Origin of the sequence: Streptomyces hokutonensis (assembly GCF_000376565.1) — a bacterium.
GTDB classification, from domain to species: domain Bacteria; phylum Actinomycetota; class Actinomycetes; order Streptomycetales; family Streptomycetaceae; genus Streptomyces; species Streptomyces hokutonensis.
The window spans coordinates 191,132-217,718 of the sequence record NZ_BARG01000025.1; the positions used below are offsets into that span (position 1 = coordinate 191,132).

General features: G+C 70.9%; 28 protein-coding genes. 18 read left to right on the forward strand and 10 right to left on the reverse strand.

All coding sequences use genetic code 11. From position 1 onward, the window contains the following. Positions 1-32: 32 nt before the first annotated feature. Positions 33-707 carry a TetR/AcrR family transcriptional regulator gene (locus SSP08S_RS14835; protein WP_019068400.1) on the reverse strand — a complete coding sequence of 225 codons (675 nt, stop codon included), beginning with the start codon at positions 705-707 and terminating at the stop codon, positions 33-35. A 140-nt stretch (positions 708-847) separates the two neighbouring features. On the opposite strand from SSP08S_RS14835, the gene SSP08S_RS14840 reads away from it, so the two are divergent. Both SSP08S_RS14840 and SSP08S_RS14845 read left to right on the forward strand, forming a co-directional pair. After that, a complete protein-coding gene (locus tag SSP08S_RS14840; RefSeq protein WP_026178496.1) occupies positions 848-1,882 on the forward strand; it encodes a LacI family DNA-binding transcriptional regulator in 1,035 nt (344 codons plus the stop codon). Between the two features lie 197 nt (positions 1,883-2,079). Then, positions 2,080-3,516, forward strand: a complete 1,437-nt coding sequence (locus tag SSP08S_RS14845; RefSeq protein ID WP_019068402.1) for a benzaldehyde dehydrogenase — start codon at positions 2,080-2,082, stop codon at positions 3,514-3,516. A gap of 9 nt (positions 3,517-3,525) precedes the next feature. On the opposite strand, the gene trxA is transcribed toward SSP08S_RS14845, so the two are convergent. After that, positions 3,526-3,915 carry a thioredoxin gene (trxA, locus tag SSP08S_RS14850; RefSeq protein ID WP_019068403.1) on the reverse strand — a complete coding sequence of 130 codons (390 nt, stop codon included), beginning with the start codon at positions 3,913-3,915 and terminating at the stop codon, positions 3,526-3,528. 123 nt (positions 3,916-4,038) lie between these two features. On the opposite strand from trxA, the gene SSP08S_RS14855 reads away from it, so the two are divergent. Continuing rightward, positions 4,039-5,469 (forward strand): dihydrolipoyl dehydrogenase family protein, encoded by a 1,431-nt coding sequence (locus tag SSP08S_RS14855; protein WP_019068404.1) that lies wholly within the window; start codon positions 4,039-4,041, stop codon positions 5,467-5,469. A gap of 14 nt (positions 5,470-5,483) precedes the next feature. On the opposite strand, the gene SSP08S_RS14860 is transcribed toward SSP08S_RS14855, so the two are convergent. Then, the gene (locus tag SSP08S_RS14860; protein WP_026178497.1) at positions 5,484-6,128 is read right to left on the reverse strand and encodes a peptide deformylase; all 645 of its coding nucleotides are present in this window, start codon (positions 6,126-6,128) and stop codon (positions 5,484-5,486) included. Positions 6,129-6,288: 160 nt separating this feature from the next. Here SSP08S_RS14860 and SSP08S_RS14865 point away from each other — a divergent pair, with 160 nt between their 5' ends. Continuing rightward, positions 6,289-7,680, forward strand: coding sequence for a PepSY-associated TM helix domain-containing protein (locus SSP08S_RS14865; protein ID WP_019068406.1), 1,392 nt, complete (start codon positions 6,289-6,291; stop codon positions 7,678-7,680). Positions 7,681-7,734: 54 nt separating this feature from the next. On the opposite strand, the gene SSP08S_RS14870 is transcribed toward SSP08S_RS14865, so the two are convergent. The 3 genes from SSP08S_RS14870 to SSP08S_RS14880 are packed head-to-tail and all read right to left on the reverse strand — an operon-like array spanning position 7,735 to position 9,056. After that, positions 7,735-8,082 carry a tetratricopeptide repeat protein gene (locus SSP08S_RS14870; protein WP_019068407.1) on the reverse strand — a complete coding sequence of 116 codons (348 nt, stop codon included), beginning with the start codon at positions 8,080-8,082 and terminating at the stop codon, positions 7,735-7,737. Positions 8,083-8,130: 48 nt separating this feature from the next. Further along, the gene (locus SSP08S_RS14875) at positions 8,131-8,577 is read right to left on the reverse strand and encodes a MarR family winged helix-turn-helix transcriptional regulator (protein ID WP_019068408.1); all 447 of its coding nucleotides are present in this window, start codon (positions 8,575-8,577) and stop codon (positions 8,131-8,133) included. Next, the gene (locus tag SSP08S_RS14880) at positions 8,574-9,056 is read right to left on the reverse strand and encodes a MarR family winged helix-turn-helix transcriptional regulator (RefSeq protein ID WP_019068409.1); all 483 of its coding nucleotides are present in this window, start codon (positions 9,054-9,056) and stop codon (positions 8,574-8,576) included. Before SSP08S_RS14880 ends, SSP08S_RS14875 begins: the two co-directional genes overlap by 4 nt. A 138-nt stretch (positions 9,057-9,194) precedes the next feature. Between SSP08S_RS14880 and SSP08S_RS14885 the strand changes: the two genes are divergently transcribed. Further along, on the forward strand, positions 9,195-10,160 hold the full coding sequence (locus SSP08S_RS14885; protein WP_019068410.1) for a pirin family protein: 966 nt from the start codon (positions 9,195-9,197) through the stop codon (positions 10,158-10,160). 22 nt (positions 10,161-10,182) lie between these two features. Here the strand turns inward: SSP08S_RS14885 and add are convergent, their stop codons facing one another. After that, positions 10,183-11,199, reverse strand: coding sequence for an adenosine deaminase (gene add / locus SSP08S_RS14890; protein ID WP_019068411.1), 1,017 nt, complete (start codon positions 11,197-11,199; stop codon positions 10,183-10,185). A gap of 481 nt (positions 11,200-11,680) precedes the next feature. On the opposite strand from add, the gene SSP08S_RS14895 reads away from it, so the two are divergent. From SSP08S_RS14895 to SSP08S_RS14920, 6 genes are all read left to right on the forward strand, one after another. Beyond that, positions 11,681-12,721: an aromatic ring-hydroxylating oxygenase subunit alpha gene (locus tag SSP08S_RS14895; protein WP_019068412.1), complete on the forward strand. Its 1,041-nt coding sequence runs from the start codon at positions 11,681-11,683 to the stop codon at positions 12,719-12,721. Between the two features lie 8 nt (positions 12,722-12,729). Beyond that, positions 12,730-13,698, forward strand: a complete 969-nt coding sequence (locus tag SSP08S_RS14900) for a PDR/VanB family oxidoreductase (RefSeq protein WP_019068413.1) — start codon at positions 12,730-12,732, stop codon at positions 13,696-13,698. 130 nt (positions 13,699-13,828) lie between these two features. Next, positions 13,829-14,932: an ABC transporter substrate-binding protein gene (locus SSP08S_RS14905; RefSeq protein ID WP_019068414.1), complete on the forward strand. Its 1,104-nt coding sequence runs from the start codon at positions 13,829-13,831 to the stop codon at positions 14,930-14,932. Positions 14,933-15,014: 82 nt separating this feature from the next. Continuing rightward, on the forward strand, positions 15,015-15,866 hold the full coding sequence (locus SSP08S_RS14910; protein WP_019068415.1) for an ABC transporter ATP-binding protein: 852 nt from the start codon (positions 15,015-15,017) through the stop codon (positions 15,864-15,866). Further along, complete coding sequence (locus SSP08S_RS14915) at positions 15,863-16,642, forward strand: ABC transporter permease (RefSeq protein WP_019068416.1); 780 nt, start codon at positions 15,863-15,865, stop codon at positions 16,640-16,642. Before SSP08S_RS14910 ends, SSP08S_RS14915 begins: the two co-directional genes overlap by 4 nt. After that, entirely contained in the window at positions 16,639-17,472 is an 834-nt protein-coding gene (locus tag SSP08S_RS14920) for an ABC transporter permease (RefSeq protein ID WP_019068417.1), read from the forward strand. Before SSP08S_RS14915 ends, SSP08S_RS14920 begins: the two co-directional genes overlap by 4 nt. A 347-nt stretch (positions 17,473-17,819) precedes the next feature. On the opposite strand, the gene SSP08S_RS61715 is transcribed toward SSP08S_RS14920, so the two are convergent. The 3 genes from SSP08S_RS61715 to SSP08S_RS14930 are packed head-to-tail and all read right to left on the reverse strand — an operon-like array spanning position 17,820 to position 18,901. Then, positions 17,820-17,996 carry a hypothetical protein gene (locus SSP08S_RS61715; RefSeq protein WP_019068418.1) on the reverse strand — a complete coding sequence of 59 codons (177 nt, stop codon included), beginning with the start codon at positions 17,994-17,996 and terminating at the stop codon, positions 17,820-17,822. Continuing rightward, positions 17,954-18,409, reverse strand: coding sequence for a serine hydrolase (locus tag SSP08S_RS64780; RefSeq protein ID WP_439654575.1), 456 nt, complete (start codon positions 18,407-18,409; stop codon positions 17,954-17,956). The genes SSP08S_RS61715 and SSP08S_RS64780 overlap by 43 nt, the downstream gene beginning before the upstream one ends. Before the next feature lie 15 nt (positions 18,410-18,424). Continuing rightward, a complete protein-coding gene (locus tag SSP08S_RS14930) occupies positions 18,425-18,901 on the reverse strand; it encodes a hypothetical protein (protein WP_019068419.1) in 477 nt (158 codons plus the stop codon). Between the two features lie 255 nt (positions 18,902-19,156). Between SSP08S_RS14930 and glnT the strand changes: the two genes are divergently transcribed. The 7 genes from glnT to SSP08S_RS14965 all read left to right on the forward strand — a co-directional run bounded on the left by glnT (position 19,157) and on the right by SSP08S_RS14965 (position 26,523). Beyond that, complete coding sequence (glnT, locus tag SSP08S_RS14935; protein ID WP_026178499.1) at positions 19,157-20,500, forward strand: type III glutamate--ammonia ligase; 1,344 nt, start codon at positions 19,157-19,159, stop codon at positions 20,498-20,500. A gap of 38 nt (positions 20,501-20,538) precedes the next feature. Next, positions 20,539-21,414, forward strand: a complete 876-nt coding sequence (locus SSP08S_RS14940; protein ID WP_019068421.1) for a class II glutamine amidotransferase — start codon at positions 20,539-20,541, stop codon at positions 21,412-21,414. After that, positions 21,402-22,076 carry a GltB/FmdC/FwdC-like GXGXG domain-containing protein gene (locus SSP08S_RS14945; RefSeq protein WP_019068422.1) on the forward strand — a complete coding sequence of 225 codons (675 nt, stop codon included), beginning with the start codon at positions 21,402-21,404 and terminating at the stop codon, positions 22,074-22,076. Before SSP08S_RS14940 ends, SSP08S_RS14945 begins: the two co-directional genes overlap by 13 nt. Before the next feature lie 14 nt (positions 22,077-22,090). Further along, positions 22,091-23,410 (forward strand): FMN-binding glutamate synthase family protein, encoded by a 1,320-nt coding sequence (locus tag SSP08S_RS14950; protein WP_019068423.1) that lies wholly within the window; start codon positions 22,091-22,093, stop codon positions 23,408-23,410. Then, positions 23,407-24,492 carry an FAD-dependent oxidoreductase gene (locus tag SSP08S_RS14955; protein WP_019068424.1) on the forward strand — a complete coding sequence of 362 codons (1,086 nt, stop codon included), beginning with the start codon at positions 23,407-23,409 and terminating at the stop codon, positions 24,490-24,492. Before SSP08S_RS14950 ends, SSP08S_RS14955 begins: the two co-directional genes overlap by 4 nt. Before the next feature lie 9 nt (positions 24,493-24,501). Then, positions 24,502-25,125, forward strand: a complete 624-nt coding sequence (locus tag SSP08S_RS14960) for a helix-turn-helix domain-containing protein (protein WP_019068425.1) — start codon at positions 24,502-24,504, stop codon at positions 25,123-25,125. Between the two features lie 102 nt (positions 25,126-25,227). Next, complete coding sequence (locus SSP08S_RS14965; protein ID WP_019068426.1) at positions 25,228-26,523, forward strand: ammonium transporter; 1,296 nt, start codon at positions 25,228-25,230, stop codon at positions 26,521-26,523. The last annotated feature ends 64 nt before the right edge of the window (positions 26,524-26,587 follow it).

Here is a 26,587-nt window from a genome sequence, read left to right on the forward strand (position 1 = left end):
GAACCTCCTTGAAAGGGGCGGGAGTTGAGGTGTCAGTCGGGTACGGCGGTCCGCTCGATGCCGGTGATGAGCGCCTGGAACATCCAGGACAGCCGGGCCTCGGGCGCTCCCGCGAGCAGCTCCGTGGAGCGGGCCGCGATGTGCGGGTGGGTCCGGTCGGAGACACTGCGCAGGGCCTCGGTCAGGGCGTCCCAGTCGTCCCGGGCGGTGTCCTCGGCCGAGTGCTCGGCGGCCGTCGCGGTGGCCTGCTGGAGCAGCAGGTCCACACCCCACGCGGCCTGGGCGGGCGGGACGTCTCCCTCGTCGAGCAGGGCGAGCAGGGTCTCGATCAGGTTCAGGTAGTGCGGGCCGCTGGGCCAGGCCGTCAGTGCCGAACGGGCCAGGCTCGGGTGCTGGAGGAGCATCGCGGTGTAGGCGGTGAGGGCCTGTTCCAGTCGCTCGCGCCAGCTGCCCTCGGCGGGGACCGGCCCGATCGTGCCGAGCAGTTCGTCCAGGACCGCCGCGTGCAGCTCCGCGGTGTTGCGGACGTACACGTACAACGAGGCCGGACCGGTGTCGAGCTCCTGGGCCAGGCGCCGCATGGTGACCTTCTGCAGACCTTCGGCGCGCAGTACGGCCACCGCGGCGGCGACGATGCCTTCCCTGCTCAGGGCGGGTTTCGCCGGGCGTTCGCGGCGGCTGCGCGGGGTGTCGGGGCGAGCTGTCATGCCTCCACCGTAACGAACATGTTCGCTCCGAACAAGTTCGTGACGAACATGTTCGTAAAACCCCGGACCATGTCGCTGTCGTGACGACCGTTGCCCCGCCGCGCTGCCCTGCCCCGGCTTCTGCCAAGATGCCGTACGTCATGGTGCAGATACCGAAAACGCCCGCAGCCCCGTCGCCCGCACCGCGCTCGGTCCCCACGAGCGCCGATGTGGCCCGCCTGGCCGGCGTCTCACGCGCGACCGTCTCCTACGTCCTCAACAACACCAGCGCCGTACGGATCAGCGAGCCCACCCGCCGCCGCGTCCACGAGGCCGCCAAGGAACTGGGGTACGTCCCGCACGCGGCGGCCCGCAGCCTGCGCGCCGGACACAGCCGGATGGTGCTGATGCCGGCGCCGCCCATGCAAGTGGGGCTCCTCTACAGCCAGTTCATCAACGAACTCCAGTGGGCGCTCAGCCGCCTCGACTACACGGTCGTGCAGCACGGCTCCGTCGGTCTGCGCGGCGACGAGGCCGCCCGCGCCTGGGCCGAACTCCGCCCGGTCGCCGTCCTGGTGCCCGGCGCCGGACTCGGCCCGCAGGGCGTCGCGGTCCTCAAGCGCTCCGGGGCGCGCGCCGTCCTCACGCTCGGCCCCGAGCCGATCGAGGGCGCACACGTCATGCTCCTGGACCACGAGGGCGTCGGCCACTGCGCGGGCGAGCACCTCTACGGCCGCGGCCGGCGCCGGATCGGCGTGGTCGTGCCCGAGGAGCCGGGCATGGGGATCTTCTCCCGGCCCCGCCTCGAAGGAGTGCGCCGCGCCCTGTTCGGCACGGACGCCACGGTGACCGAACTCCCGCTCTCCTACAGCGAGGAGAGCGCCGCCAGGACCGCCGCCCAGTGGCGCGACCTCGGTCTCGACGCGGTGTTCGCGTACAACGACGAGTACGCGATGCTGCTGATGCGCGCCCTCCAGGACGAGGGCATCCGCATCCCCGAGGACACCGCCGTGGTCGGTGCCGACGACCTGATGATCGGCCGGCTGCTGCGACCGCGCCTGAGCACCGTCCACATCCAGCTCCCGTCCGGCCGCGACCTCGCCGAACTGGTCGACAACGCGGTGCGCGACCCCGGCTCGGTGCCGGCCGTGCACGAACTGCTCGGCGCCAAGGTGGTGCACCGCGACTCCAGCTGAGCCGGATCCATCGAACGCGGGCCGGGGCGAACCCGCCGTACGCGACTAGAATGTTGCGTGCTCAACCAGACGGGGGGTGCGTTCGATCCCGGATGCGGTCCAGACGTCTGCGCCGGATCACCGCATCCCGTCACGCGCACGCCCCGGGACTCCACCTACCCGCGCGGGTCCCGCTGTTGACGGATCGGAGAGCCGCCATGCCCCTGCTCGACCCCAAGATCTGGCAGTCCCGCCCGCTGTCGGGCCCCGAGTACCCGGTCACCGAGCCCGCCACAGGCGACCAGCTCGCCACCGTCACGCTCGCCGCGGCCGAGGACATCCGCCCCGCCGCACAAGCGGCCGGAGCCGCGCAGACCGAGTGGGCGCGCGTCCCGCACTTCGTCCGTGCCGGAGTGCTGCGCAGGGCCGGCGACCTGTTCGCCGCGCACGCCGAGGAGCTGCGCGAATGGCTGGTCCGGGAGTCCGGGTCGATCCCCGGCAAGGCGGACTTCGAACTGCACGTCGCCGCCCAGGAGTGCTACGAGGCCGCCGCGCTCGCCTCCCGCCCCGCCGGCCAGGTCCTTCCGTCGGAGGCGCCGAGGCTGTCGTACACCCGGCGTATCCCGGTCGGGGTCGTCGGCGTGATCGCGCCGTTCAACGCCCCGCTGATCCTCTCCATCCGCTCGGTCGCCCCGGCGCTCGCGCTCGGCAACGCGGTCGTCCTCAAGCCGGACCCGCGCACGGCGGTCTGCGGGGGACTCGCCCTCGCGGCGGTCTTCGCGGAGGCGGGCCTGCCCGACGAACTCCTCCAAGTCCTGCCCGGCGGCGCCGAGGTGGGGGCCGCACTGGTCGCCGACCCGCAGGTGCCCGTCATCTCCTTCACCGGCTCAACTGCCGCAGGGCGCGCGGTCGGTGAGGCGGCGGGGCGTCATCTCAAGCGCGCACACCTGGAGTTGGGCGGGAACTCGGCGCTTGTCGTGCTGGCGGACGCGGACCTGGACGCGGTGATCTCCACGGCGGCCTGGGGTTCGTTCTTCCACCAGGGCCAGATCTGCATGACGACCGGGCGGCATCTCGTCCACGAGTCGCTCTACGAGGAGTACGTCGAACGCCTCGCAGCCAAGGCCGAGTCGCTGGCCGTGGGCGACCCGCACCGTGCGCAGGTCCACCTCGGACCGATCATCGACGGCGCCCAACTGGCCAAGATCCACGGCCTAGTCGAGGCCAGTACGGCGAGCGGCGCCAGGCTCGCGGCGGGCGGCACGCACGAGGACCTCTTCTACCGGCCGACCGTCCTCGCGGGCGTCGAGGACGACACCCCGGCGTACGCGGAGGAGGTCTTCGGCCCGGTGGCGCCGGTACGGTCCTTCGCCACCCCCGAGGAGGCGGCGGCGCTGGCCGCGACCGGACCGTACGGTCTGTCGCTCGGCATCGTCACGCGCGACGCGGCCCGGGGCCTGGACCTGGCGGAACGCATCCCCACCGGGATCGTCCACATCAACGACCAGACCGTCAACGACGAGGCCGTGGCGCCCTTCGGCGGGGTCGCCGCGTCCGGCACCGGCGCCCGCTTCGGCGGCGAGGCCAATATCGAGGCCTTCACCGACGTGCGCTGGACGACGGTGCGTGGAGACGTGGCGTCGTACCCGTTCTGAGAGGGCTGCCTACTTACCGTTCTGCTCGGCCTGCGCCTGCTGCTCGGCGACCGACTTGCGGACCTCGTCCATGTCGAGCTTGCGGGCCTGGCCGATGACGTCCGTCAGGGCGGCCTCCGGCAGCGCGCCGGGCTGGGCGAACACGGCGACACGGTCACGGACGATCATCAGCGTGGGGATCGACTGGATGCCGAAGGCCGCGGCCAGCTCGGGCTGGGCCTCGGTGTCGATCTTGCCGAAGACGAGGTCGGGGTTGTCCTCGGCCGCCTTCTCGTAGACCGGGGCGAACTGACGGCACGGCCCGCACCAGGACGCCCAGAAGTCGATCAGGACGAAGTCGTTGTCCGTGACCGTCTGGTCGAAGTTCTCCTTGGTGAGCTCCACGGTGCTGCTGCTCATGACGTGATTCCCTACTTCCTCGATGTGGGGGCGAAGCCGTCCCGGACAACACGGTCGTCCGGGCCCGTATTCCGCGCCCCTACCCGTGTGGCCTCAGCGCACACCACCCAGCAGACTGGCCCCATGACGGAAACGGAATCCATCGAGTACGACGTCGTGGTGGTCGGGGCCGGGCCCGTGGGGGAGAACGTCGCCGACCGCACCCGTGCGGCCGGTCTCTCCACCGCGATCGTGGAGAGCGAACTCATCGGCGGCGAGTGCTCGTACTGGGCCTGCATGCCCAGCAAGGCCCTGCTGCGCCCGGTGATAGCCCGCGCCGACGCCCGCCGCGTGCCCGGCCTCGGCCACCTCGTCCAGGGCCCCCTCGACACCGCCGCGGTCCTCGCCCACCGCGACTACGAGGCCTCGGGCTGGAAGGACGACGGCCAGGTCCGCTGGCTCGACGGCATCGGCGCCGACCTCTACCGCGGCCACGGCCGCCTGGACGGCCCCCGCCGGGTGACGGTCACCGGCCCCGACGGCGCACGGCACGTCCTCACCGCCCGGCACGCCGTCGCGGTCTGCACCGGCACCCGCGCCCTCCTCCCCGACCTGCCCGCGCTCGCCGACGTCCGGCCCTGGACCAGCCGCGAGGCCACCAGCGCCAAGGCCGCGCCCGGCCGGCTGATCGTGGTCGGCGGCGGGGTCGTCGCCGTGGAGATGGCGACGGCCTGGCAGGCATTGGGCTCGCGCGTCACCCTCCTCGTACGCGGCAAGGGCCTGCTGCCCCGTATGGAGCCCTTCGCCGGCGAACTGGTCGCCGACGCGCTCACCGAGGCCGGCGTCGACCTGCGCACGGGCACCTCCGTCACCTCGGTGACCAGGGAGAACGGCACGGTCGTGGCCGTCACCGACAGTGGCGACCGCATCGAGGCCGACGAGATCCTCTTCGCCACCGGACGCGTCCCGCACACCGACGACATCGGCCTCGACACGATCGGTCTGGAACCGGGCTCCTGGCTGCCCGTGGACGACTCCCTGCGCGTCCAGGACAGCGACTGGCTGTACGCCGTCGGCGACGTCAACCACCGCGCCCTCCTCACCCACCAGGGCAAGTACCAGGCGCGCATCGCGGGCGCCGCGATCGCCGCCCGCGCCTCCGGCGTCCCGATCCTGGAGACCGATCCCTGGGGCGCCCACGCGGCCACCGCCGACCACGACGCCGTACCCCAGGTCGTCTTCACCGACCCGGAGGCGGCGGCCGTGGGCCTCTCCCTCGCCGAGGCGGAAGCGGCCGGCCACCGCGTCCGCGCGGTCGACGTCGAGTTCTCCTCGGTCGCGGGCGCAGGCCTCTACGCCGACGGCTACCGCGGCCGCGCCCGCATGATCGTCGACCTCGACGACGAGACCCTGCGCGGCGTCACCTTCGTGGGCCCCGGCGTCGGCGAACTGATCCACTCCGCGACCATCGCGGTGGCCGGCCAGGTCCCGATCAACCGCCTGTGGCACGCGGTCCCGTCGTACCCGACGATCAGCGAGGTGTGGCTCCGCCTTCTGGAGGCCTACCGGGGCTGAACACCCCTGATGTCCTACGGCAGTTGAAAGCCGAGCGCAGCCGACGCCTCGACCGGTGTCGGCTGCGCCCAGCGCTCCGCCATGGCCTCGTTGGACGACAGCGACCGCAGCTCGGCCCGGTCCAGGTAGAGCAGGCCGTCGAGATGATCCGTCTCGTGCTGCACGATCCGCGCGGGCCACCCGGTGAACACCTCGTCCACCGCCCGCCCGTGCTCGTCCTGCCCGGTCAGCCGCACCGACGCGTGCCGCGCCACCACCGCCTGCCAGCCCGGGACGCTCAGGCACCCCTCGAAGAACGCGGCCCGGCCGTCGCCGACCGGCTCGTACGCCGGATTGACCAGCACCCGGAACGGCTGCGGCACCCGCCCGCGCACCAACCGCACCTCGTCCGGCACCGGTGCCGGGTCCTCGATCACCGCGATCCGCAGCTCCACCCCGACCTGCGGGGCCGCGACGCCCACGCCCGGCGCCGCGTGCATGGTCACGCGGAGCGCCTCGACGAACCGCGCCAGCAGCGCGGGCTCCAACTGGCCGTCGAACGGCTCGGTTCCATGCCTGAGCACCGGGTCGCCGGCCGAGACGATGGGCAACGGACCGCCGGCGGCGAGGAGTTCCTCCACCCGCTCGGCCAGGGGCGCGCGATCACTGGGAAGTGCCATCGCGCCAGGATGCCATGGTCCCCACCGCGGCCCGAACGTGACGCACGCCACTCGAAGCCGCGGGAACTCGGCGCCCTCACCCGCCGACTACTGGACCACTACGGCTACGCCACACCCCCGCCCGCCTCCCTCGCCCCCTGCCACCCGGAGAAGCCCGCCCATGTCCACCGCTCCCTCGACCGCCCCGGCCGAGGTCCCGCAGGAGCCCGCCCCGGCACCGTCCCCCAGCCGCTGGGCCCCGCTCCGCCCCCTGATCCTGCGCCTGCACTTCTACGCCGGAGTGCTCGTCGCCCCGTTCCTGCTCGTCGCCGCGACCACAGGGTTCCTGTACGCCGGTGCCTTCCAGGCCGAACGGATCGTGTACGCCCATGAGTTGACCGTCCCCGTCGGCGACCGTGAGCTGCCGATATCGGAGCAGGTGGCCGCCGCCCGCAAGGCACACCCCGAGGGCACGGTCTCGGCGGTCCGGCCCTCCCCGGAGGCCGGCGCCACCACCCGCGTCATGCTCTCCGGCGTCGAGGGCGTCCGCTCCGACCACACCGTCGCGGTGTTCGTCGACCCGTACACCGGGAAGGTCCGCGGCGCGCTGGAACAGTACGGCTCGACCGGCGTGCTCCCGCTCCGCACCTGGATCGACGACCTCCACCGCAATCTCAACCTCGGCGAAACCGGCCGCCTGTACAGCGAGTTCGCCGCGAGCTGGCTGTGGGTCATCTCGGCCGGCGGCCTGGTGCTGTGGTTCTCCCGCCGCCGCGCCCTGCGCAAGGTGCGCGGCACCAGTGGTCGGCGCCGCACCCTCGGCCTGCACGGCACGGTGGGCGTCTGGGCCGCCGCCGGGTTCATCTTCCTGTCGGCGACCGGACTGACCTGGTCGACGTACGCGGGCGCCAACATCGACGAACTCCGCACCTCCCTGGGCCAGTCCACGCCCTCGGTGTCCGCCGCGGCGAGCGGTGAGCACGCGGGCCACGGCGGCTCCACCGCGACCGGCGACGCCGAGCACGGGGTGGGCCTCGACAAGATCCTCGCCGCCGCGCGGGCCGAGGGGCTGGGCAATCCCGTCGAGATCGTCCCGCCCGCCGACGCGAACTCGACGTACGTCGTCAAACAGGTCCAGCGCAGCTGGCCCGAGAAGCAGGACGCGGTCGCCGTCGACCCCACCACCGGCAAGGTGACCGACGAACTCCGCTTCGCCGACTACCCGTTGCTCGCCAAACTGACCCGCTGGGGCATCGACCTGCACACCGGTGTCCTGTTCGGTCTGGCCAACCAGATAGCCCTGATGCTGCTCGCCGGCTCCCTGATCCTGCTGATCGTGTGGGGCTACCGCATGTGGTGGCAGCGCGGCCGGGGTTCCTCCTTCGGCCGCCCGATTCCGCGCGGCGCCTGGGCCCAGCTGTCCCCGCTGGTCCTCGTCCCGTGCCTGGCGGTGATCGCCGTACTCGGCTATTTCGTCCCGCTGTTGGGCATCCCGCTGGCCGCGTTCATCGCGGTGGACGTGGTGCTGGGCGAGGTGGCCCACCGCAAGGGCCGCCGGACGTACGCGAGTTGACGGCACATGCGAAGGGGCCCGGTTCCGTCACGGAACCGGGCCCCTTCGTGCGTCTCAGACCTGCTCGAAGTCACCCGCGAGCGCAGAGGCGATCCGCAGATGCGAACCCGCCTCCTCGTGCCGGCCCTGCCGCTCCAGCGTGCGGCCCAGCATCAGCCGCGCGTAGTGCTCGACCGGGTCACGCTCCACCAGGACCCGCAACTCGGTCTCGGCGCGCCGCAGTTGGGCCGAGTGGTAGTAGGCGCGCGCCAGCAGCAGACGCGGTCCGGTCTGCTCCGGCACCTCCTCGACCAACCCGCCCAGCACCCGGGCCGCGGCGGCGTAGTCCTTGGCGTCGAAGAACATCTGCGCGCGCTCCCAACGCTCCGCCGGTGTTCCGTGGTCGTAGTACGTCATGTCCACTTGACCTCCTTCGACGCCCTCAACGGATCATGTTGGTTGAATATTCCACTACTCCGCTACGGCGGCCAGCTCGGCGTTGGCCCGCTCGGTGATCAGGGTCAGCACCCGGCCGGTGGTCGCGAGGTCCTCCTCGGGGATGTCGCCCCAGATCCTGGCGCTCGCCGCGCTCGTCTCCTTCGTGATCCGCTCGTACAGCTCCCGGCCGGCGTCCGTGATCCGCACGTCGGACGCGTCCGTCCCGAGCAGCCCGGCCGTGATCAGTTCGTCGATGGTGCCCTGCACGGAGTCCGCGTCGACCTTCAGGGCCGCCACGGTGTCCGCGGCGAGCTGCCCGCGGTCGACGGGTCCGGCGGCGAGGGCGACCGGCCGCAGGACGATCTGCTGCTGGAAGCCGAGGCCGTGACGGGTGAGGACGCTCTCCAGGACGGCGCGGGCGGCGTAGTGGGCCAGACCGAGCATGCGGGCGTTGGCGGGGGTCGTGGTGGCGGTGGTCATGACTGCTCCTTCTCGTGCTCACTCGCGGGATTGAGGGGGGTGTCGAGCAGGATCGCCAGGTCCCGGCCGAACTCCCGGGTCCGTTCGCTGCTGAGACCGCCGAGCGGCTCCAGCAGCTGCTGGAGGAGACCGTGGACGACCTTGATCGCCTGCCTGGTCACCTCACGGCCCTCGTCCGTGAGGGCCAGTTGGACGGCGCGCGGATCACGGGGGTCCCGGGTGCGCTCGACGAGGCCCGCCGACTCCAGGGCGCGGGCCAACTTCGACACATAGAGGGCTTCGAGTCCGGTGTGGTCGGCGAGGTGCCGCTGGCTCGGGCGCAGCCCGGAGCGCTGCATGCCGTACAGCGACGCCACCAGGGAGTACTGCGCATGGGTCAGTCCCAGGGGTGCCACCGCGCGGTCGACCGCCACGCGCCACTTCATCGACAGTCGCCAGACCAGGAAACCGGGCGTCGCGCCCTCGGATGCCGTACTCATGACCGATACAGTACATGGCTACTATGTCCATGGCTACTATTTTCCGGGCGGAGCGCCGACGGTGAGGGAGCGGCTCCGGGGGACGGACCGGCGGTCGACGGACTGACGGAACCGCCTCGACGGGACTAGGTTGTCGCCATGAGCAATCTTGATCGCGAAGCGGTTCCGGCCCTGTGCGGCGGCCGCGGTTTCGTGGTGGCGGAGCCCGTCCGTGAACTCCTCAGCCCTCGCAAGGTCCAGCTCGGCGAGTCCACCGAAGTCCGCCGGCTGCTGCCCAACCTGGGCCGCCGTATGGTCGGCGCCTGGTGCTTCGTCGATCACTACGGCCCCGACGACATCGCCGACGAGCCCGGCATGCAGGTGCCGCCACACCCCCACATGGGTCTGCAGACCGTCAGCTGGCTGCACGAGGGCGAGGTGCTGCACCGCGACTCGACCGGCAGTGTCGCGACGATCCGCCCGCGCGAACTGGGCCTCATGACCTCGGGCCGCGCGATCAGCCATGCCGAGCAGAGCCCCAAGTCGCACGCCCGCTTCCTGCACGGCGCACAGCTGTGGGTCGCCCTCCCCGACAGCGACCGCCATGTCGAGCCGCACTTCGAGCACCACGCCGAGCTGCCGGTCGTCACGGCGCCGGGCCTGCGCGCCACGATCGTCCTCGGCGACGTCGACGGCGCGACCTCGCCCGGTACGACGTACACCCCGATCGTCGGCGCGGACCTGGCCCTCGCGGCCGGCGCGGACGTACGCCTGCCGCTGGAACCGGACTTCGAGTACGCCGTCCTGGCCATGTCCGGCGAGGCCCACGTCGACGGCGTCCCCGTCCTCCCGGGCTCGATGCTCTACCTCGGCTGCGGCCGCACCGAACTCCCGCTGCGCGCCGCGTCGGACGCGGGCCTGATGCTGCTGGGGGGCGAGCCGTTCGAGGAGGAGCTGATCATGTTCTGGAACTGGATCGGCCGCACCCAGGAGGAGATCGAGCAGGCCCGCGAGGACTGGATGACGGGCTCGCGGTTCGGTGAGGTGAAGGGGTACGACGGCGCGCCGCTGCCGGCTCCCGAGCTGCCCCCGCTGGCCTTGAAGCCGCGGGGGAGGGTGCGCTGACCCGGTGGGATGCGCCCGCAGCTCACACCCGCTTCGCGCAGTAGCTCGCCAGCTCGGCGAGGTAGGTCTCCTTGACGGCGTCGGGCAGCCAGGCCGCGTCGAACGCGTTGCGCTGTAGTTGTACGAGTTCTGCCGGGGTGAGCGGAGTGACTGCCTGCACCGCGAGAAGGTTCTCGGTGACGTAGCCGTTCATGTAGGCCGGGTCGTCGGAGCTGATGGTGACCCGCAGCCCGCCGTCAAGCATCCTGCGGACGACGGCCAGTCCGTCGGAGCCGCGCACATAGCTGTTGGAGACCGGGCAGACGGTCAGGCCCAAGCCGCGGGCCTTGATCTCGTTCTGCAGGTCCTCGCTCTCCAGACAGTTCACGCCGTGGTCGATCCGGTCCACCCCGATGACATCCAGGCACTGGCGGATGTGGTCGAGGGAGTTCTTCTGGTCCAGGTCGCAGTGCATCGTCAGCTGATAGCCCTCCGCTCGTGCCCGCGCGAAGACGGCGGCGAACTTGGCCGGGGGGTTGTCCCGTTCGTCCGAGTCCAGCCCGACCCCGATGATCCACTCCCGGTGGGGAAGGGACTCCATCAGCGTGGCCATGGCGTACTCGGCGGAGAAGTCCCGCATGAAGCACATGATGAGCTGTGCCCGTACGTCGAGCAGCCGGCGCGCGTCCATCAGGGCCCGGCGCAGACCTCGGATCACCGTGCCGAATTCGACGCCCCGGGAGGTATGCGCCTGCGGGTCGAAGAAGATCTCCGCATAGCGGATGTTCTGCTCCTTCGCCTTGTTCAGGTACGCCCACGCCAGATCGTAGAAGTCGGCCTCGGTCAACAGGACCGACATTCCCTCGTAGTAACAGGCGAGGAACGACGGCAGGTCGTGGAACACGTAGCCGGCCCGCATCTCGTCCGCGTCGGCGTACGGCAGCGGGACGTTGTTCCGGGCGGCGAGGGCGAACTTCAGCTCCGGTTCCAGCGTGCCCTCGATGTGCACGTGCAACTCGCACTTGGGCAGCTGCGAGATGAACTCAGTCAGGTCTGTCACGAGTCCGAATATCCGTCATGCAGCTCCTGCCCATTGTTTTCGTGATGTGTAGTTTGCGTAAGATTTCCTGCGGATGGTCACAACCGGGGCACGGAATCCGTAGGTAACAAATGCGGAATGAGGGGGCAATCTCCGTGCGTCACGCTCGCCCTGGTCGTCCGGCGAAAGGAAGTCGGCACTGAGCGGGGAGGGAAACGCGATGAGCCTTGTCCGCGAGTGCTGCGTGGATCTCCGGTGCCGTGTCCATCAGTCGGCCTGGACGCGCGGACGCGTGGCGCACGGTTCACATCCGGCGTCCGAGAGTTCGCACGCCTGACCGCGCACCGGTGACCACGCCCGGCCTCGCGGTTCAGCAGTGTCGCTCCGACCGGCTTCCGGCCGGGGTTTCCCCATTCACGCTCCTGACGCCGTCGTCCCGGCACATGGCACCCACGGGTGGCCGCCGGGCCGTTCCGGCCGCGTCACGCAGAAGGACCTTCGTATGACCACTGCTCCCTCCCGGCCCGCCCTGCCCCGGGACTGCACCTTCGACGCCGACGACTGGGAGATCCTCGCCCGGCACTGGTACCCGGTCGCCCTGTCGAGCGAGATCGGCGACGCTCCGACCGCCGTGCGTCTGCTCGACGAGACCCTGGTGGCCTATCGGGTGGGCGGCAGCGTGGTCGTGGCCCACGACATCTGCCCGCACCGGGGGGTGCCGCTCAGCCTCGGCGGCGGCGACGGGAGCGGTATCACCTGCGCTTATCACGGGCTGCGCTTCGGTGCGGGCGGGCGATGCGTGCGGGTGCCGGCGCATCCCGAGTCGAAGATCCCGTCCCGGCTCAACTTGCGGACCTACCCCGTCGTGGAGCGGTACGGCCTCGTGTGGACCTGTCTGCGACCGGCTCCCGGCGCGGACCCGGTGATCCCGGCCATGGCCCACTGGGACGACGAGGGCTTCCAGCGGATCAACTGCCCCTGGATCGACATCGCCGCCTTCGCCGGCCGCCAGGTCGAGGGCTTCCTGGACGTCGCCCACTTCGGCTTCGTCCACCTCGACTCCTTCGGCGACCCCGACAACGTGGAGGTCCCCGACTACATGCCGGTCCGCCACCAGTACGGCCACTCCGTCGACTACTGGAGCACCGTCGGCAACTACCCGCACGGCACCAAGGAGGCCCCGCCCGGCTTCCGGTGGCTGCGCCGCTTCGACGTGCATCTGCCGTTCACGGCCACGCTCGTCGTGCACTTCCCCGACGGCGGACTGCTCGACATCATGAACGCCGCGTCCCCCGTCTCCGCCCGCCGGACCCGCATGTTCGCGCCCATCGCCCGCAACTTCGACACCGACCAACCCGTCCAGGGCGTATACGACTTCAACCGCACGGTCTTCGAGGAGGACCGCGCCGTCGTCGAGGTCCAGAGACCCGAGAACCTCCCCCTCGACCCGAGACTCGAAGTGCACATCCCCGCCGACCGCAGTTCCATCGCCTACCGCCGCGGCCTGCGCGACCTCGGCCTGAGCCACTTCTTCACCGCGTAGGGGCCGCCGTGAAGACCCTCGACGTCATCGTCCACGCGATCTCGCCCGCCGGCACCACCGGCACCAGCCGCAGCTACGAACTCCGGGCAGCGGCCGGAAGCACCCTGTCGTCCTTCGAGGCCGGCGCCCACAACGACGTACATCTCGGGCCCTCCCTCGTCCGCCGGTACTCCCTGTGCAACTCCCCGCAGGACAAAGGCCGTTACCTGATCCGCGTACGGCGCGACGATGCCGGCCGGGGTGGTTCCCGCGCTCTGCACCGCGACCTCACCGTGGGCGGGCGGCTGCGGATCTCACCCCCGCGCAACCACTTCCCGCTCGTGGCCGCCGAGCGTCACGTACTCGTCGCGGGCGGCATCGTCACGCCCCTGCTGTCGACGGCCGAAGCCCCGGCCGCGCGGGGAGCGTCGTTCGTCCTGCACCACTACACCTCCGGCGCGGCCGGGGCCCCGCTGCTGGAACGGCTCCGGACCTCCGCCTTCGCCGAACGGACGGGGATCCACCACAGCGACCAGGGAGACAGTGTCCGCGCGGGGCTGCCCGCCGAACCCCTGGTCCCGGAAGCGGACACGGCCGTCCACGTCTGCGGGCCCGACGGTTCCATGACCCACGTCGTGACGGAGGCGACAGCCGCGGGCCGGCAGCCCGGCCAACTGCACACCGAACGCTTCGCCCCGGCGGCTCCGCCGGCCGCCGGGGACGAAGGCGCCACCGAGTTCACCGTACGGATCGCGAGGACCGGCATCGGCTACCCCGTTCCTGCCGACTGCACCATCGCCGACGGCCTCACCGCCCCTGGCGTCGAGGTCGAGCTCTCCTGCGAACAGGGCATCTGCGACGCCTGCCCGACCCCCGGCCTGGACGGCGAACCCGACCACCGCGACGAGGTCCAGACCCCGGACGAGCGCGCGGCGGGCGACCGGATCACCATCTGCTGCTCCCGCGCCCGCACCCCCGAACTCCTCCTCGGCCTCTGACCCGGGGTCCCCGACCCCAGGCCGCCGTCCGACCGGAGACCGGCCCGGCACCGTCCGGGCCTCGCCCCATCGATGCTCCCCAGATCCGCCATGAGCCGGTGCCCACCCGGCCAGTGAAAGGAAACGCGCAATGACCAGCAGCACGAACAATGACGGCAGAGCGCTCGCCGCCACCGACCGCCGTCTCTTCCTCAAGCGGGGACTGCAGCTGGGCGGCGCCGTGCTGCTCGGCGGCCCGTTGCTCGCCGCCTGCGGCGACTCCGACTCGTCGTCCTCGGGCTCCTCATCTGCCTCCGGTTCCAAGAGCTTCGGTGAACTGACGCTGCGGCTGTCCTGGATCAAGAACGTCGAGTTCGCGGGCAGTTACATCGCGGACAGCAAGGGCTACTACACGGCCGAGGGCTTCTCGAAGGCCACGCTGATCGGTGGCGGTCCGACCGCGACACCGATGGAGACGGACGTCGTCACCAAGAAGGCGCTCGTCGCGATCAGCGGCCCCGACATCACCGGCGCGGCCATCGCCAAGGGCGCGCCGCTGAAGATCATTGGCGCGCAGTACCAGAAGAACCCGTTCTGCATCATGTCGATGACCAAGGACCCGATCACCAAGCCGGAGGACATGTACGGCAAGAAGATCGGCGTCCAGGCGAGCAACGAGTCCATCTGGGCGGCGTACATGAAGGCGACCGGCCTCGACGCGTCGAAGATCACGAAGGTGCCGGTGCAGTTCGACCCGCTGCCCCTGACCCAGGGCACCGTCGACGGCTGGTTCTCCTTCGTGACCAATGAGCCGAACACGCTGCGTCTGAAGGGCTTCAAGGTCTCGACGATGCTGCTCGCCGACACCGGCTACCCGCTGGTCTCGGAGACGTACTGCGTCCGCCAGGACACCATCGACAAGCAGCGCGACCTGCTCAAGGCGTTCCTGCGCGCGGAGATCAAGGGCTGGAAGGCGAGCATCGCCGACCCGGCGCTCGGCGCCAGGCTCGCGGCCGAGACCTACGGCAAGGGGCTCGGGCTGACGACCGCGGAACAGACCCTGGAGTCCAAGGACCAGAACGACCTGCTGGTGAGCGCGGACACCAAGAAGAACGGCCTGTTCACGGTCACGCAGACGCTGATCGAGGAGAACATCAAGACGCTGAAGTACGGCGGCGTGGAGATGACCGCCGCCAAGCTCTTCGACCTCTCGCTCCTGGACGAGGTCTACAAGGAAGACCCCAGCCTGATCTGAGGCCCCCGCCGGTACCGGTGCGGCCCCGTCGGCCCGCCGGTACCGGTTCTCCCCTACCCGCACCGCACCCAGAGGTCACCTGATGAGTACCGCAGCAGCAGTTCCCGAAGCGTCCGACGACTCCGGAGGACCGGCCGACGCCGGCACCGGGCTGTCCCTGCGCGGGCTGAGCAAGGAGTTCGCGCTCGGCCGGCGCCGTGTTCCCGCGCTGGCCGGCGTCGATCTGGACACCGCCGAGGGCCAGTTCCTCTCGCTGCTCGGGCCGTCGGGCTGCGGCAAGTCGACCGTGCTGCGGATCCTCGCCGGGCTCGACAGCCCCACCTCCGGTACGGCGCTCGTCCACGGCGAGGCTCCGGAGGCGGCCCGCAAACGCCACCACCTGGGCATAGCCTTCCAGGACGCCGCCCTGCTGCCCTGGCGCTCGGTCGCAGCCAACATCCGGCTCCCGCTGGAGATCAGCGGCATCAAGCCCGACCCGGCGGCGATCGCCGACCTCATCGAGCTGGTCGGCCTCGAAGGCTTCGAGAAGGCCCGCCCCGCCCAGCTCTCCGGCGGCATGCGGCAGCGCGTGGCGATCGCCCGCTCCCTCGTCGTAGACCCCAAGGTGCTGCTGCTGGACGAGCCGTTCGGCGCACTGGACGACATGACCCGGCAGCGGCTGAACCTCGAACTCCAGCGCATCTGGCAGGCCCGCGCGGTGACCACCCTGCTGGTCACCCACTCCATCAACGAGGCCGTGCTGCTCAGTGACACCGTCGCCGTCATGTCCCCGAGGCCCGGCCGGATCGTGGAGGTCGTCACCATCGACCTGCCCCGGCCGCGCACCCCGGAGATGATGCGCTCGCCCGAATTCCACGCGTACGCCGACCAGTTGTCGGAACTCCTGTTCGGCCGCGCCGAGACCCCCGCCGAGCCCGAGCCGGAGGCGTCATGAGTACGAGGCGTTCCGCCTGGGCCGGCGGGGCGATCGGCATCGCCGCCCTGATCGGCGCGTGGTCACTGCTGTCCACCACGCTCGTCGGCCCGGGGGACGGAGTACCCACCCCCTGGGCGGTCGTGGCGAGCGTGTTCGACGACGGCTGGTCCTTCTACGGCCCGCATGTCACGCAGACCGTGGGCGAGGCCCTGACCGGGTACCTGCTCGGCAACGGGCTGGCGCTGGGCCTGGCGGTGCTGGTGCTGCTGGTGCCCGTCCTGGAGCGGGTGATCACGCAGATCGCGGTGGCCTCGTACTGCCTGCCGATCGTGGCGATCGGCCCGATCCTGTCCCTCGTCCTGGACGGGGACAAGCCGATGGCGGCGATGGCCGGGCTCTCGGTCTTCTTCACCACCCTCATCGGCGCACTGCTCGGTCTGCGCTCGGCCGACCCGGTCACCCTCGACCTGGTACGCGCCTACGGCGGCGGCCGCTGGCAGCAGATGCTGCGGGTCCGGCTGATCGCCGCGCTGCCCAGCACGCTGGCCGCGCTGAAGATCGCCGGTCCGGCGGCGCTGCTCGGCGCGATCATCGGCGAGTACCTCGGCCGCGTCGACAGCGGCCTCGGCATCGCCATGACCATCGCACAGCAACAACTCGACGTGCCCCGCACCTGGGGCATCGCCCTGGTCTCGGGCGCGGTGGCGGGCGTCGCGTACGGCGCGGTCGGGCTCGTCGCCCGCTACGCCCTGCCGTGGTCGCGTACGACGACAGTGGAAGGCGGAGGCGCATGAGCACCGCGACAGAGACGGCGAGGGTCCCCGTGCTGCGCTTCGCGACGGGCGTGCTGCGCCCCCTGCTGAACGTGGTCGTGACGATGACGGCCGTCGTCGTCCTGTGGATCGTCTTCCTTCAGGTCTACGACCTGGACCCGCTGGTGGCCAAATCACCGGTCGACATCTTCCACTACCTGTTCACGGGCGCGGACGCGGGTGCCCACCGCTCCCTGGTCGCCTCCGGCCTGGGCCGCACCCTGCTCGACGCAGGCCTCGGCTTCGTGGCCGGGCTGGTGGCGGCGGTGGGCGTGGCGGTCGTCTTCGTCCTTCTCCGGAGCGTCGAGCAGGCCCTGCTCCCGATGGCGGTCGTCGTACGCTCGGTACCCCTGGTGGCGATGACCCCGCTCATCACCCTCGTCTTCGGCCGCGGTCTGATGGCCACGACCGTCATCAGCGGCCTGGTCGTCTTCTTCCCCGCCCTGGTCACCATGACATTCGGCCTGCGCTCGGCCTCCCGCCAGGCGGCCGATCTGTGCCGCGCGTACGGCGCCGGGAGCTGGACCGTCGCCCGCAAGGTCATGCTGCCCAGCGCGGTCCCGGCGTTCTTCGCCAGCGCCCGGGTCGGCGTGCCCGGCGCGCTGATCGGCGCGATGCTCGCCGAATGGCTCTCCACCGGCCAGGGCCTCGGCTACGCCATGCTCAAGGACTCCTCGACCTTCGACTACGACCATCTCTGGGCCTCGGTCGCCGTCCTCACCGCGGTGTCCGCGCTCGCGTACAACATCATCGCGGCCGTCGAGACCGTCGCCCTGGCCCGCTTCGCGCCCGACATCCGCCCAGGTACGTGACCCCGACTGTCTCGCTGAACGCAACCATTTCGAGTCGGGCGGCCCCCAGATCTCGTGTCTCACACTTCGAGGTGTCGAGCAACGCCGTGTGAATGAGCGGAAGACCCTCCCGGACGGGAGTGCCGATGCCGTCGTCACCGCCCCGCCGTACAACTCCGGCCCTGCGGACGGCGGGCCGGCCCCGGAGCGGCACGACCCCGTGGATCAAGCCCGCCGACCGGCCTCACAAGGGCGGTGCCGAGTACAGCCACGACAGGGGGGAGACGGCCTGTGACGCGACACGGCCCCTGCCCGGGCGGTCCACGTCGACCCCGACGTGTGGGTCCGCCGCGGTCCGTCTCCCGTGGCTACGCGACCGTCCGGCCGATGAAACAGCCGCCGAGGAGGCTCCCGACGAGGACGATGATCCAGAGGTCCGTGAGGCGGCCCAGCCGGACGGCCGCGATCAGCACGGCGCCGACCGTGACCGCGGTGCTCGGCCTCAACTCCCCGGCACCGTCGGCTTCGCCGGCTCCGGCAGCCACTCCTCCGCCGGGGCGTGCAGCGCGAGGCGCCCGTCCTCCACCGGCGCCAGGACCGCCGCCGCCGTGACCGGCTTGCTGACCGACGCGATCCGGAAGATCGAGTCCGGAAGATCGAGTCCCGGGCCATCGGCGCGGTGCCTTCCAGGTCGGCGGAGCCGACGGCCACCACCTCGACGTCGTCGCCGCGGGCCACCAGACCCACCGCCCCCGGAACGGTGCCGTCGTCGACGCGTTGCCGCAGGGTGTCGCGGACAGAGCTCATCGGTCGGGAATCTCGCGAGTGGCAGGGCATCGCTCCGGGCGGAACCTGCCCGGGTCTGATCCCGGTGCGGGTAGGGCGTCGTCCACCCGGAGCGACAGTCGGGTACTCCGCAGGCGCGCGTGCGACCGCTCCTGGAAGTCGAACGGGTCACTCACTCACGGCGGGCTCAGCTGAAGACGAAGGGCCCGGGCGACTGGGCGGCGCTCGACGTACAGGTGACGGAGATGCCGAAGATGACCATCTTCAGTGAGCCGTTGTAGAAGTCCAGGTGATCGCCGACGGCCACGGTGCCGGGCAGCGGACCGACGGTGACCGCGCCGCCCGCGGGTATGGCCGGGTTCACGGTGCCGCTGAACACCCGGTTGGCGCCTGTGGAGTTGGTCATGGTGAGCGTGGAACTGATGGAGTTCGCCGACAGGGCGAGCGGCGTGGTGATGGCGGTGGAGTTGAGGGTGATGGTGGCCGAAGTGCTGCTGACCTGGGTCGCGGTCAGCGTGGCCGCGCCACCGCCGAAGATGCCGCAGGAGGCGGTGATGGTGGCGGTGGCCGGGGTGACGGCGGCGGACGCGGAGGGCGCGAAGGCCAGCGTCGTGGCGGCGACGACCGCAGCTGTGAGTGCCGCACCCGTGGTTAATCGCTTCATGGGGATCGTGTTCCCTTCCCGTTGACGGGAGTGCCATGTTGTGGGACGGCGACCCCGGGCCGGGTGGGTGCGGGCACACTGCGGGGGATCGAATCTGACGGTCCGTCGGACCGTACGACCCCCATTGATACGCGGGCAACACAGAACGACCTAGTTGAAATTCGGTCGTCTGTGGCCTTGCGGCTTACGGGGAGCTTGCATGGCGGAAATCCCTCCGTAACGCCAGCCGTGTCTACTCATATGCAACATAGATTCATGACAGTGGACATCCTGGAGGGATCCATGGCGACCGCCACCCCCGATCTCGCCGAACTGGTCCGCGCCGACGGCATCGAGTTCGTCCTGGCCGTCTTCGTCGACCTCACCGGCAAGCCGTGCGCCAAGCTGGTCCCGGCCCAGGCCGTGGAGGAGCTCCGGGACGCGGGCGTCGGCTTCGCCGGATACGCGGCCGGCGCGCTCGGCCAGCAGCCCAGCGACCCCGACGTCATCGCGCGCCCGGACGCCACCTCGTACACCCCTCTCCCCTTCGTCAAACCCGGTCTCGCGCTGGTCCACTGCGATCCGCACGTCGAGGGAGAGCCCTGGCCATACGCCCCACGCGTCATCCTGCGCCGACTGATCGAGCGGGCCGCCGGGCAGGGGCTGTCCCTCTCCGTGGGCGCCGAGGTCGAGTACTTCCTCGTCAACCGGGACGAGCACGGCGTGCTCACCGTGGCCGACAGTCGCGACACCGCCGCCCAACCCTGCTACGACGCACGCGGGTTGACCCGGATGTACGACCACCTCACCGCGGTCTCCAAGGCCATGAACTCCCTCGGCTGGGGCAACTACGCCAACGACCACGAGGACGGCAACGGCCAGTTCGAGCAGAACTTCCTGCACGCCGACGCCCTCACCACCGCCGACCGGGTCATCACCATGCGGTACCTGGTGTCGGTACTGGCCGAACAGCGGGGTATGACCGCCACGTTCATGCCGAAGCCGTTCACCGACCGCACCGGCACCGGCATGCACCTGCACATGTCGCTCTGGCGGGGCGACGACCCAGCGTTCCCCGACGCCACCGACGGGCGGGGCCTCGGCCTCTCCCCGCTCGCCTACTCCTTCGTCGCCGGGATCGTCGAGCACGCGCGGGCCCTCCAGGCCGTCATTGCGCCGACGGTCAACTCCTACAAGCGCACCGGCGCGGTCTCCACCCGCTCGGGCGCCACCTGGTCACCGCGTACGGCGGGTTACGGCGGCAACGACCGCACGCACTTCGTGCGCGTCCCCGACGGCAACCGCATCGAACTGCGCGGCGGCGACGGCGCCGCCAACCCCTACCTCGCGGCGGCAGCGGCCCTGGCCGCCGGACTCGACGGCATCGAGCGCGGCCTCGACCCCGGCGAGCCGGGCGCGACCGGCAAGGGCCCCGAACTCCCGCCGACCCTCCTGCACGCCGTCGAGGCACTCCAGGCGGACGACGTGGTCAGCGGTGCGCTGGACGCTGCCGGCACCGGGGTGAGCCGGTACTTCGCCGACCTCAAGCGCGAGGAGTTCTTCGACTGGCACGCCACGGTCGGCCCCTGGGAGCTCGACCGCTATCTGACCGCCTTCTGACCACCTTCCGCTTTCGCCTCCATCTGAAGGGACTTGAGATGTGCGGAATCGTGGGGCTCCATCTGCGTGAGCCCGCACTCGAACCACGCCTCGGAGAGCTGCTCACCGCGATGCTGGGCCAGGTCGTCGAACGCGGACCCGACTCGGCCGGTGTCGCGGTCTACGGCGACCCGCGCCTGTCCCCGCCGGGACGCGCCGCCGTCTCCCTGCTGGGCGTGACGCCGGCCGACGCGGAGGCCGCGCTGCCGGGCACGACGGCCGTCGCGGCCGATGTCACCACGGTCGTCCACGCGGACCTTTCCGTCGCCGCCCTGCTCGCGGCCGTCGCGGACGCGCTGCCGCGCGCGACCGTCATCGGCTCCGGCACCGACATGGCCGTACTCAAGGGCACGGGAAATCCGGTGGAGTTGGCCGAATCCTTCGGGCTCGCGAACGTCACCGGCTGGCAGGGCGTCGGGCACACCCGGATGGCCACCGAGTCGGCGGTCACCCCCGAGGGCGCGCACCCCTTCTCCGTCGGACCCGGTCAATGCCTGGTCCACAACGGGTCGTTCGCCAACCACGCCACCATCCGACGCGAACTCCGCGCCCAGGGAGTGGAGTTCGACAGCGAGAACGACTCCGAGGTCGGCGCCCGCTTCGTCGCGCACCAACTCTCCGAAGGTGCCGACCCGGAGAAGGCACTGCGGCTGCTGTGCGAGCGCTTCGACGGCTTCTACACCCTGCTGGTGTCCACGAGTGACTCCTTCGCCATCGTCCGTGACGCCATCGCCTGCAAGCCCGCCCTCGTCGCCGAGACCGACGCCTGGGTGGCGATGGCCTCCGAGTACCGCGCCCTGGACGTCCTGCCGGGCATCGAGAACGCCCGCATCTTCGAACCCGAACCGGAAGAGGTGTACGTATGGCGACGCTGATCGACCTGGCCGAGACTCCGGTACGGGAGCTCAACCAGGCCCTGCACACACCCTCGACCGCGACCTGGCGGATTCTCAACCCGCGGGGCGCGCACGCCGTGGCCTGCGGCATCCGTGAGGACCTCGCCGTAGAGGTGGAGGGTCACGTCGGCTACTACTGCGCGGGCATGAACCAGCACGCCACCGTCACCGTCCACGGCAACGCGGGCACCGGCGTCGCCGAGAACATGATGTCCGGCACCGTGCGCGTGCGCGGCAACGCCTCCCAGTCCGCCGGAGCCACCGCACACGGCGGCCTCCTGGTGATCGACGGCGATGCCGCCGCGCGGTGCGGCATCTCCATGAAGGGCGTGGACATCGTCGTGGGCGGAAACGTCGGCCACATGAGCGCGTTCATGGGACAGGCCGGGCGACTGGTGGTCTGCGGTGACGCGGGCGACGCCCTGGGGGACTCCCTCTACGAGGCGCGGATCTACGTCCGCGGGACGGTCAAGTCCCTCGGCGCCGACTGCGTGGAGAAGGAGATGCGGCCCGAACACCACGCGGAGCTCGCCGAGTTGCTCAAGGCGGCGGAGCGGGACGAGGACCCCGCCGACTTCCGCCGCTACGGATCGGCCCGCGAGCTGTACCACTTCGACGTCGACAACACGGCAGCGTACTGAGGGAGTTCGAAACCATGGAACCCGCATCCCACGGCCTGCGCGAGTCCGCGACCTTCGACCGCGCCACCATCCACGCGATCCAGCGTGCCGCCGAGACCGGTATCTACGACATCCGCGGCTGGGGCGCCAAGCGCCGACTGCCCCATTTCGACGACCTGTTGCTGCTCGGCGCCTCCATGTCCCGCTATCCCCTGGAGGGTTACCGCGAACGCTGCGACACGGACGTCGTCCTCGGCAGCCGGCACGCCAAGAACCCCCTGCGGCTGGCCACCCCCGTCACGATCGCCGGCATGAGCTTCGGCGCCCTCTCCGCCCAGGCCAAGGAGGCGCTCGGCCGCGGCGCCAGCGAGGTCGGCACCTCCACCACCACCGGCGACGGCGGAATGACCCCTGAGGAGCGCGGCCACTCCAAGCACCTCGTCTACCAGTACCTGCCGTCCCGCTACGGCATGAACCCCGACGACCTGCGCGCCGCCGACGCCATCGAGGTGGTTCTAGGGCAGGGCGCCAAGCCGGGCGGCGGTGGCATGCTCCTCGGTCAGAAGATCACCGAACGCGTCGCCGGCATGCGGACGTTGCCGGTCGGCATCGACCAGCGCAGCGCCTGCCGCCACCCCGACTGGACCGGCCCCGACGACCTCGCCATCAAGATCCTCGAACTGCGCGAGATCACCGACTGGGAGAAGCCGATCTATGTGAAGGTCGGCGCGACCCGGACGTACTACGACGTGAAGCTCGCCGTCCACGCGGGCGCCGACGTCGTGGTCGTCGACGGCATGCAGGGCGGCACGGCCGCGACTCAGGACGTCTTCATCGAGCACGTCGGCATCCCCACCCTCGCCGCTCTGCCCCAAGCCGTGCGGGCGCTGCAGGAGTTGGGCGTCCACCGAGAGGTCCAGCTCATCGTGTCCGGCGGGATCCGGGGCGGCGCCGACATGGCCAAGGCCCTCGCCCTGGGCGCGGACGCGGTCGCCATCGGCACGGCGGCTCTGATCGCCCTCGGAGACAACCACCCGAAGTACGACGCCGAATACCGCCAACTGGGCTCGGCGGCAGGCTACTTCGACGACTACCAGGACGGTCGCGACCCGGCCGGCATCTCCACCCAGGACGAGGAACTCGCCGCCCGCCTCGACCCCGTGGAAGCCGGTCACCGACTCGCGAACTACCTCCGCGTGATGACCCTGGAGGCCCAGACCCTCGCCCGCGCCTGCGGCAAGGCCCACCTCCACCACCTGGAGCCCGAGGACCTGGTCGCCCTCACCATCGAGTCGGCCGCCATGGCCCGCGTCCCCCTCGCCGGCACCGACTGGATCCCCGGAGCCGTACGGTGATCGCCGTCGTCGGCGCAGGCCTGATGGGCGCGGCCACCGCCTGGCAGCTCGCCCGGCAGGGCCACGAGGTCACGCTCGTCGAGGCGTACGACATCGGCCACAGGCACGGCAGCTCCCACGGCAGTTCACGCATCTTCCGGCGCGCGTACGCCGACCCCTTCTACGTCGGCCTGACGGGGAAGGCGTACGAGGAGTGGCGGGAGCTGGAGCACGACAGCTCAACTCCCTTGCTGCGGACCACCGGTGGCCTCGACCTGGGCGAGGGGCGCGACCCGGAGGGCCTGGCCGTGACACTGGGAGCGGCCGGAGTGCCGTACGAACTCCTCGGCGCGGAAGCCGCCTCGGAGCGCTGGCCGCAGATCCGCTTCGAGGGGCCGGCGCTGTATCACCCGGACGCGGGTGTCATCGACGCCGACGAGACCGTCGCGACCTGCGTGCGGCGGGCGATCGACCATGGCGCGGACGCGTGGATCGGGGTGCGCGTCACGGGCATCGACGTACAGACGAAGGTGTGGCTGCGCACCGACGACGGGCGTGAGCTGATCGCCGACACGGTGGTGGTCGCGGCCGGGGCGTGGCTGCCCGAGCTCGAACTGCCCGTCGCGCTGCCGCCGTTGAGGGTCACCCAGCAGCAGGTGTTCCACTTCCGGCAGCGCGAGCCGTCCGACGCCTGGCCGATCCTGGTCTTCAAAGACGAGGCGATGCAGACGTACGGCCTGCCCTCCGGAGGTGACGGCGGTCCGCGCGCCGCGATGAAGGTCGCCGAACACGACCGCGGCACCCCCACCACGGCCACCACCCGCACCGGCATCGTCGACCCCGCCTCGCGCGCTCGCGTCAGCGGCTTCGTCCACGACCGGCTCCCGGGACTCGACCCCGTACCGGTCGCCGAGACGACCTGTCTCTACACGGCCACCCCGGACGAGGACTTCGTCCTGGACCGCCACGGCAGCCTCGTCATCGTCTCCCCGTGCTCCGGACACGGCGCGAAGTTCGCGCCGCTCATCGGCGCGATGGCGGCCGACCTCGCCACCGGCCGCACCGAGTCCCACCCCCGCTTCCGCCTGGAACGCACGGCATAGGATGCGCCGGTGACCGAGCACGCCGAACACCCCGAACCCGCAGCGGACTCCGACGACCAGGCCCTGGAGCGCGTCATCGCGATCCGGGCCCGCGAGTACCGGCAGGCGGCCGGGCTGTCGGTCGGCGAGATGGCGCAGCGGGTCGGTATCTCCAAAGCGATGCTGTCGAAGATCGAGAACGCCCAGACCGCGTGCAGTCTCACCACGCTCTCCCGGCTCGCGCGCGGTCTCGACGTCCCGGTCACCGCGCTGTTCCGAGGCCTGGACGACGAACGCGAGGCCGTCTTCGTCCCGGCCGGACACGGCGCCCGTATCGTCCGGCGGGGCACCCGCGTCGGCCACGACTACGCCCAGCTCGGCTCCCTCAGGGGCGCCCACAAGCGCATGGACGCCCTGCTGGTCACCCTCACCGAGTCCAGCGAGGTCTTCCCCCTCTTCCAGCACGCCGGCACGGAGATCATCTACATGCTGGAAGGCGTCATGGTCTACGGCCACGGGAAATCCAGCTACACCCTGCGCCCCGGTGACGCCCTCCAGTTCGACGGCGAGGGTCCCCACGGTCCGGAGCGGCTGGTCGAGTTGCCGATCCGCTTCCTGACGGTGACGGCCTTCGGCGGCGGCGCCCCGCACTGAAACCCGGCCTTAATCAGCCACACAGGTGTCCTGTAACGCACCCAAGGTCTACTGCGGTGAAACGTTGTTTCCTCCCGCTGGGCCTCTCTGTGGAGCGTGCGCATGGACACCGGAAGTACGGCTTGGATGCTCGCGAGCACGGCACTCGTCTGTCTGATGGTGCCGGGCCTCGCGCTCTTCTACGGCGGCATGGTCGCCGCCAAGAGCGTCCTGAACATGATCATGATGACCTTCGGCTCCGTCGCCCTGGTCGGCTGCATCTGGGTCGTCTACGGCTTCTCGGCCTCGTTCGGCGACTCGATCGGCGGGGCCGGGATCCTCGGTGACGTCACCGAGTACTTCGGCATGAGCGGCGTGATGACGGACGACCCGAAGGCCGTCATCCCGCTCTCGGTCTTCGCCGCCTTCCAGGCGCTCTTCGCGGCTCTCACCGCCGCCCTGATCTGTGGTGCCATCTCGGACCGCATCAAGTTCGGCGCCTGGATGGCCTTCACCGGCATCTGGGTGACGGTGGTGTATCTGCCGGTCGCCCACTGGGTGTTCGCCTTCGACGGCAAGGGTGTCACCGGCGGCTGGATCGTCAACAAGCTCGGCGCGATCGACTTCGCCGGCGGTACGGCGGTCCACATCAACTCCGGTGCGGCGGCCCTCGCCGTGATCCTGGTCCTCGGCAAGCGCATCGGCTGGAAGAAGGAGGGCGGCGCGGAACGGCCCCACAACCTCCCTCTCGTGATGCTCGGCGCCGGCCTGCTCTGGTTCGGCTGGTTCGGCTTCAACGGCGGCTCCGCGCTGACGTCGAGCAACACGGCCTCCGTCGTCGTACTGAACACCTTCACCGCCACCTGCTCCGCGATGCTCGGCTGGCTCCTCGTCGAGAAACTCCGCGACGGCCACTCCACCAGCCTCGGTGCCGCGTCCGGCGCGATCGCGGGCCTGGTCGCCATCACCCCGTCCTGCGGCGCGGTCTCCCCGCTCGGCGCGCTCGCCCTCGGTGCGATCGGCGGCGCGGTCTGCGCCCTCGCCGTCGGCCTGAAGTACAAGTTCGGCTACGACGACTCCCTCGACGTCGTCGGCATCCACCTCGTCGGCGGTATCACCGGCACCCTGCTGGTCGGCGTCCTCGGCACCGCGGACGCCCCGAACGGCGTCGACGGACTCCTCTACGGCGGCGGCCTCTCCCTTCTCGGCAAGCAGGCGGTCGGCGCCTTCGCCGTACTGGCGTACTCCTTCTGCCTGACCTGGGTCATCGCCAAGGCCCTCGACAAGACCATGGGCCTCCGCGTCCGCCCCGAGGTCGAACAGGAAGGCGTCGACGTCCACCTGCACGCCGAGAGCGCCTACGACCTCACCCACCCGCAGACGCTGGAGCCGACACCCGCCCCGGCCGTCGCCGGTTAGGGAACCGACAGGTCGCCGGTGTGCCGTGTCGTCGTCGAGAGGGCGAGGGATTTCCGTCGCCCTC

What these genes read in the sequence shown, in the direction of transcription:
- SSP08S_RS14860 (WP_026178497.1), bottom strand. Translation starts at nt 6,128, where the DNA reads ATGGCACTTCCCAGTGATCGCGCGCCCCTGGCCGAGCGGGTGGAGGAA.
- SSP08S_RS14945 (WP_019068422.1), top strand. Translation starts at nt 21,402, where the DNA reads ATGGCGACGCTGATCGACCTGGCCGAGACTCCGGTACGGGAGCTCAAC.
- trxA (WP_019068403.1), bottom strand. Translation starts at nt 3,915, where the DNA reads ATGAGCAGCAGCACCGTGGAGCTCACCAAGGAGAACTTCGACCAGACG.
- SSP08S_RS14885 (WP_019068410.1), top strand. Translation starts at nt 9,195, where the DNA reads ATGAGCAATCTTGATCGCGAAGCGGTTCCGGCCCTGTGCGGCGGCCGC.
- glnT (WP_026178499.1), top strand. Translation starts at nt 19,157, where the DNA reads ATGACAGTGGACATCCTGGAGGGATCCATGGCGACCGCCACCCCCGAT.
- SSP08S_RS14880 (WP_019068409.1), bottom strand. Translation starts at nt 9,056, where the DNA reads ATGAGTACGGCATCCGAGGGCGCGACGCCCGGTTTCCTGGTCTGGCGA.
- SSP08S_RS14875 (WP_019068408.1), bottom strand. Translation starts at nt 8,577, where the DNA reads ATGACCACCGCCACCACGACCCCCGCCAACGCCCGCATGCTCGGTCTG.
- SSP08S_RS14845 (WP_019068402.1), top strand. Translation starts at nt 2,080, where the DNA reads ATGCCCCTGCTCGACCCCAAGATCTGGCAGTCCCGCCCGCTGTCGGGC.
- SSP08S_RS14905 (WP_019068414.1), top strand. Translation starts at nt 13,829, where the DNA reads ATGACCAGCAGCACGAACAATGACGGCAGAGCGCTCGCCGCCACCGAC.
- SSP08S_RS14940 (WP_019068421.1), top strand. Translation starts at nt 20,539, where the DNA reads ATGTGCGGAATCGTGGGGCTCCATCTGCGTGAGCCCGCACTCGAACCA.
- SSP08S_RS14920 (WP_019068417.1), top strand. Translation starts at nt 16,639, where the DNA reads ATGAGCACCGCGACAGAGACGGCGAGGGTCCCCGTGCTGCGCTTCGCG.
- SSP08S_RS14895 (WP_019068412.1), top strand. Translation starts at nt 11,681, where the DNA reads ATGACCACTGCTCCCTCCCGGCCCGCCCTGCCCCGGGACTGCACCTTC.
- SSP08S_RS14835 (WP_019068400.1), bottom strand. Translation starts at nt 707, where the DNA reads ATGACAGCTCGCCCCGACACCCCGCGCAGCCGCCGCGAACGCCCGGCG.
- SSP08S_RS14840 (WP_026178496.1), top strand. Translation starts at nt 848, where the DNA reads ATGGTGCAGATACCGAAAACGCCCGCAGCCCCGTCGCCCGCACCGCGC.
- SSP08S_RS14910 (WP_019068415.1), top strand. Translation starts at nt 15,015, where the DNA reads ATGAGTACCGCAGCAGCAGTTCCCGAAGCGTCCGACGACTCCGGAGGA.
- SSP08S_RS14965 (WP_019068426.1), top strand. Translation starts at nt 25,228, where the DNA reads ATGGACACCGGAAGTACGGCTTGGATGCTCGCGAGCACGGCACTCGTC.
- SSP08S_RS14865 (WP_019068406.1), top strand. Translation starts at nt 6,289, where the DNA reads ATGTCCACCGCTCCCTCGACCGCCCCGGCCGAGGTCCCGCAGGAGCCC.
- SSP08S_RS14930 (WP_019068419.1), bottom strand. Translation starts at nt 18,901, where the DNA reads ATGAAGCGATTAACCACGGGTGCGGCACTCACAGCTGCGGTCGTCGCC.
- SSP08S_RS14950 (WP_019068423.1), top strand. Translation starts at nt 22,091, where the DNA reads ATGGAACCCGCATCCCACGGCCTGCGCGAGTCCGCGACCTTCGACCGC.
- SSP08S_RS14855 (WP_019068404.1), top strand. Translation starts at nt 4,039, where the DNA reads ATGACGGAAACGGAATCCATCGAGTACGACGTCGTGGTGGTCGGGGCC.
- SSP08S_RS14915 (WP_019068416.1), top strand. Translation starts at nt 15,863, where the DNA reads ATGAGTACGAGGCGTTCCGCCTGGGCCGGCGGGGCGATCGGCATCGCC.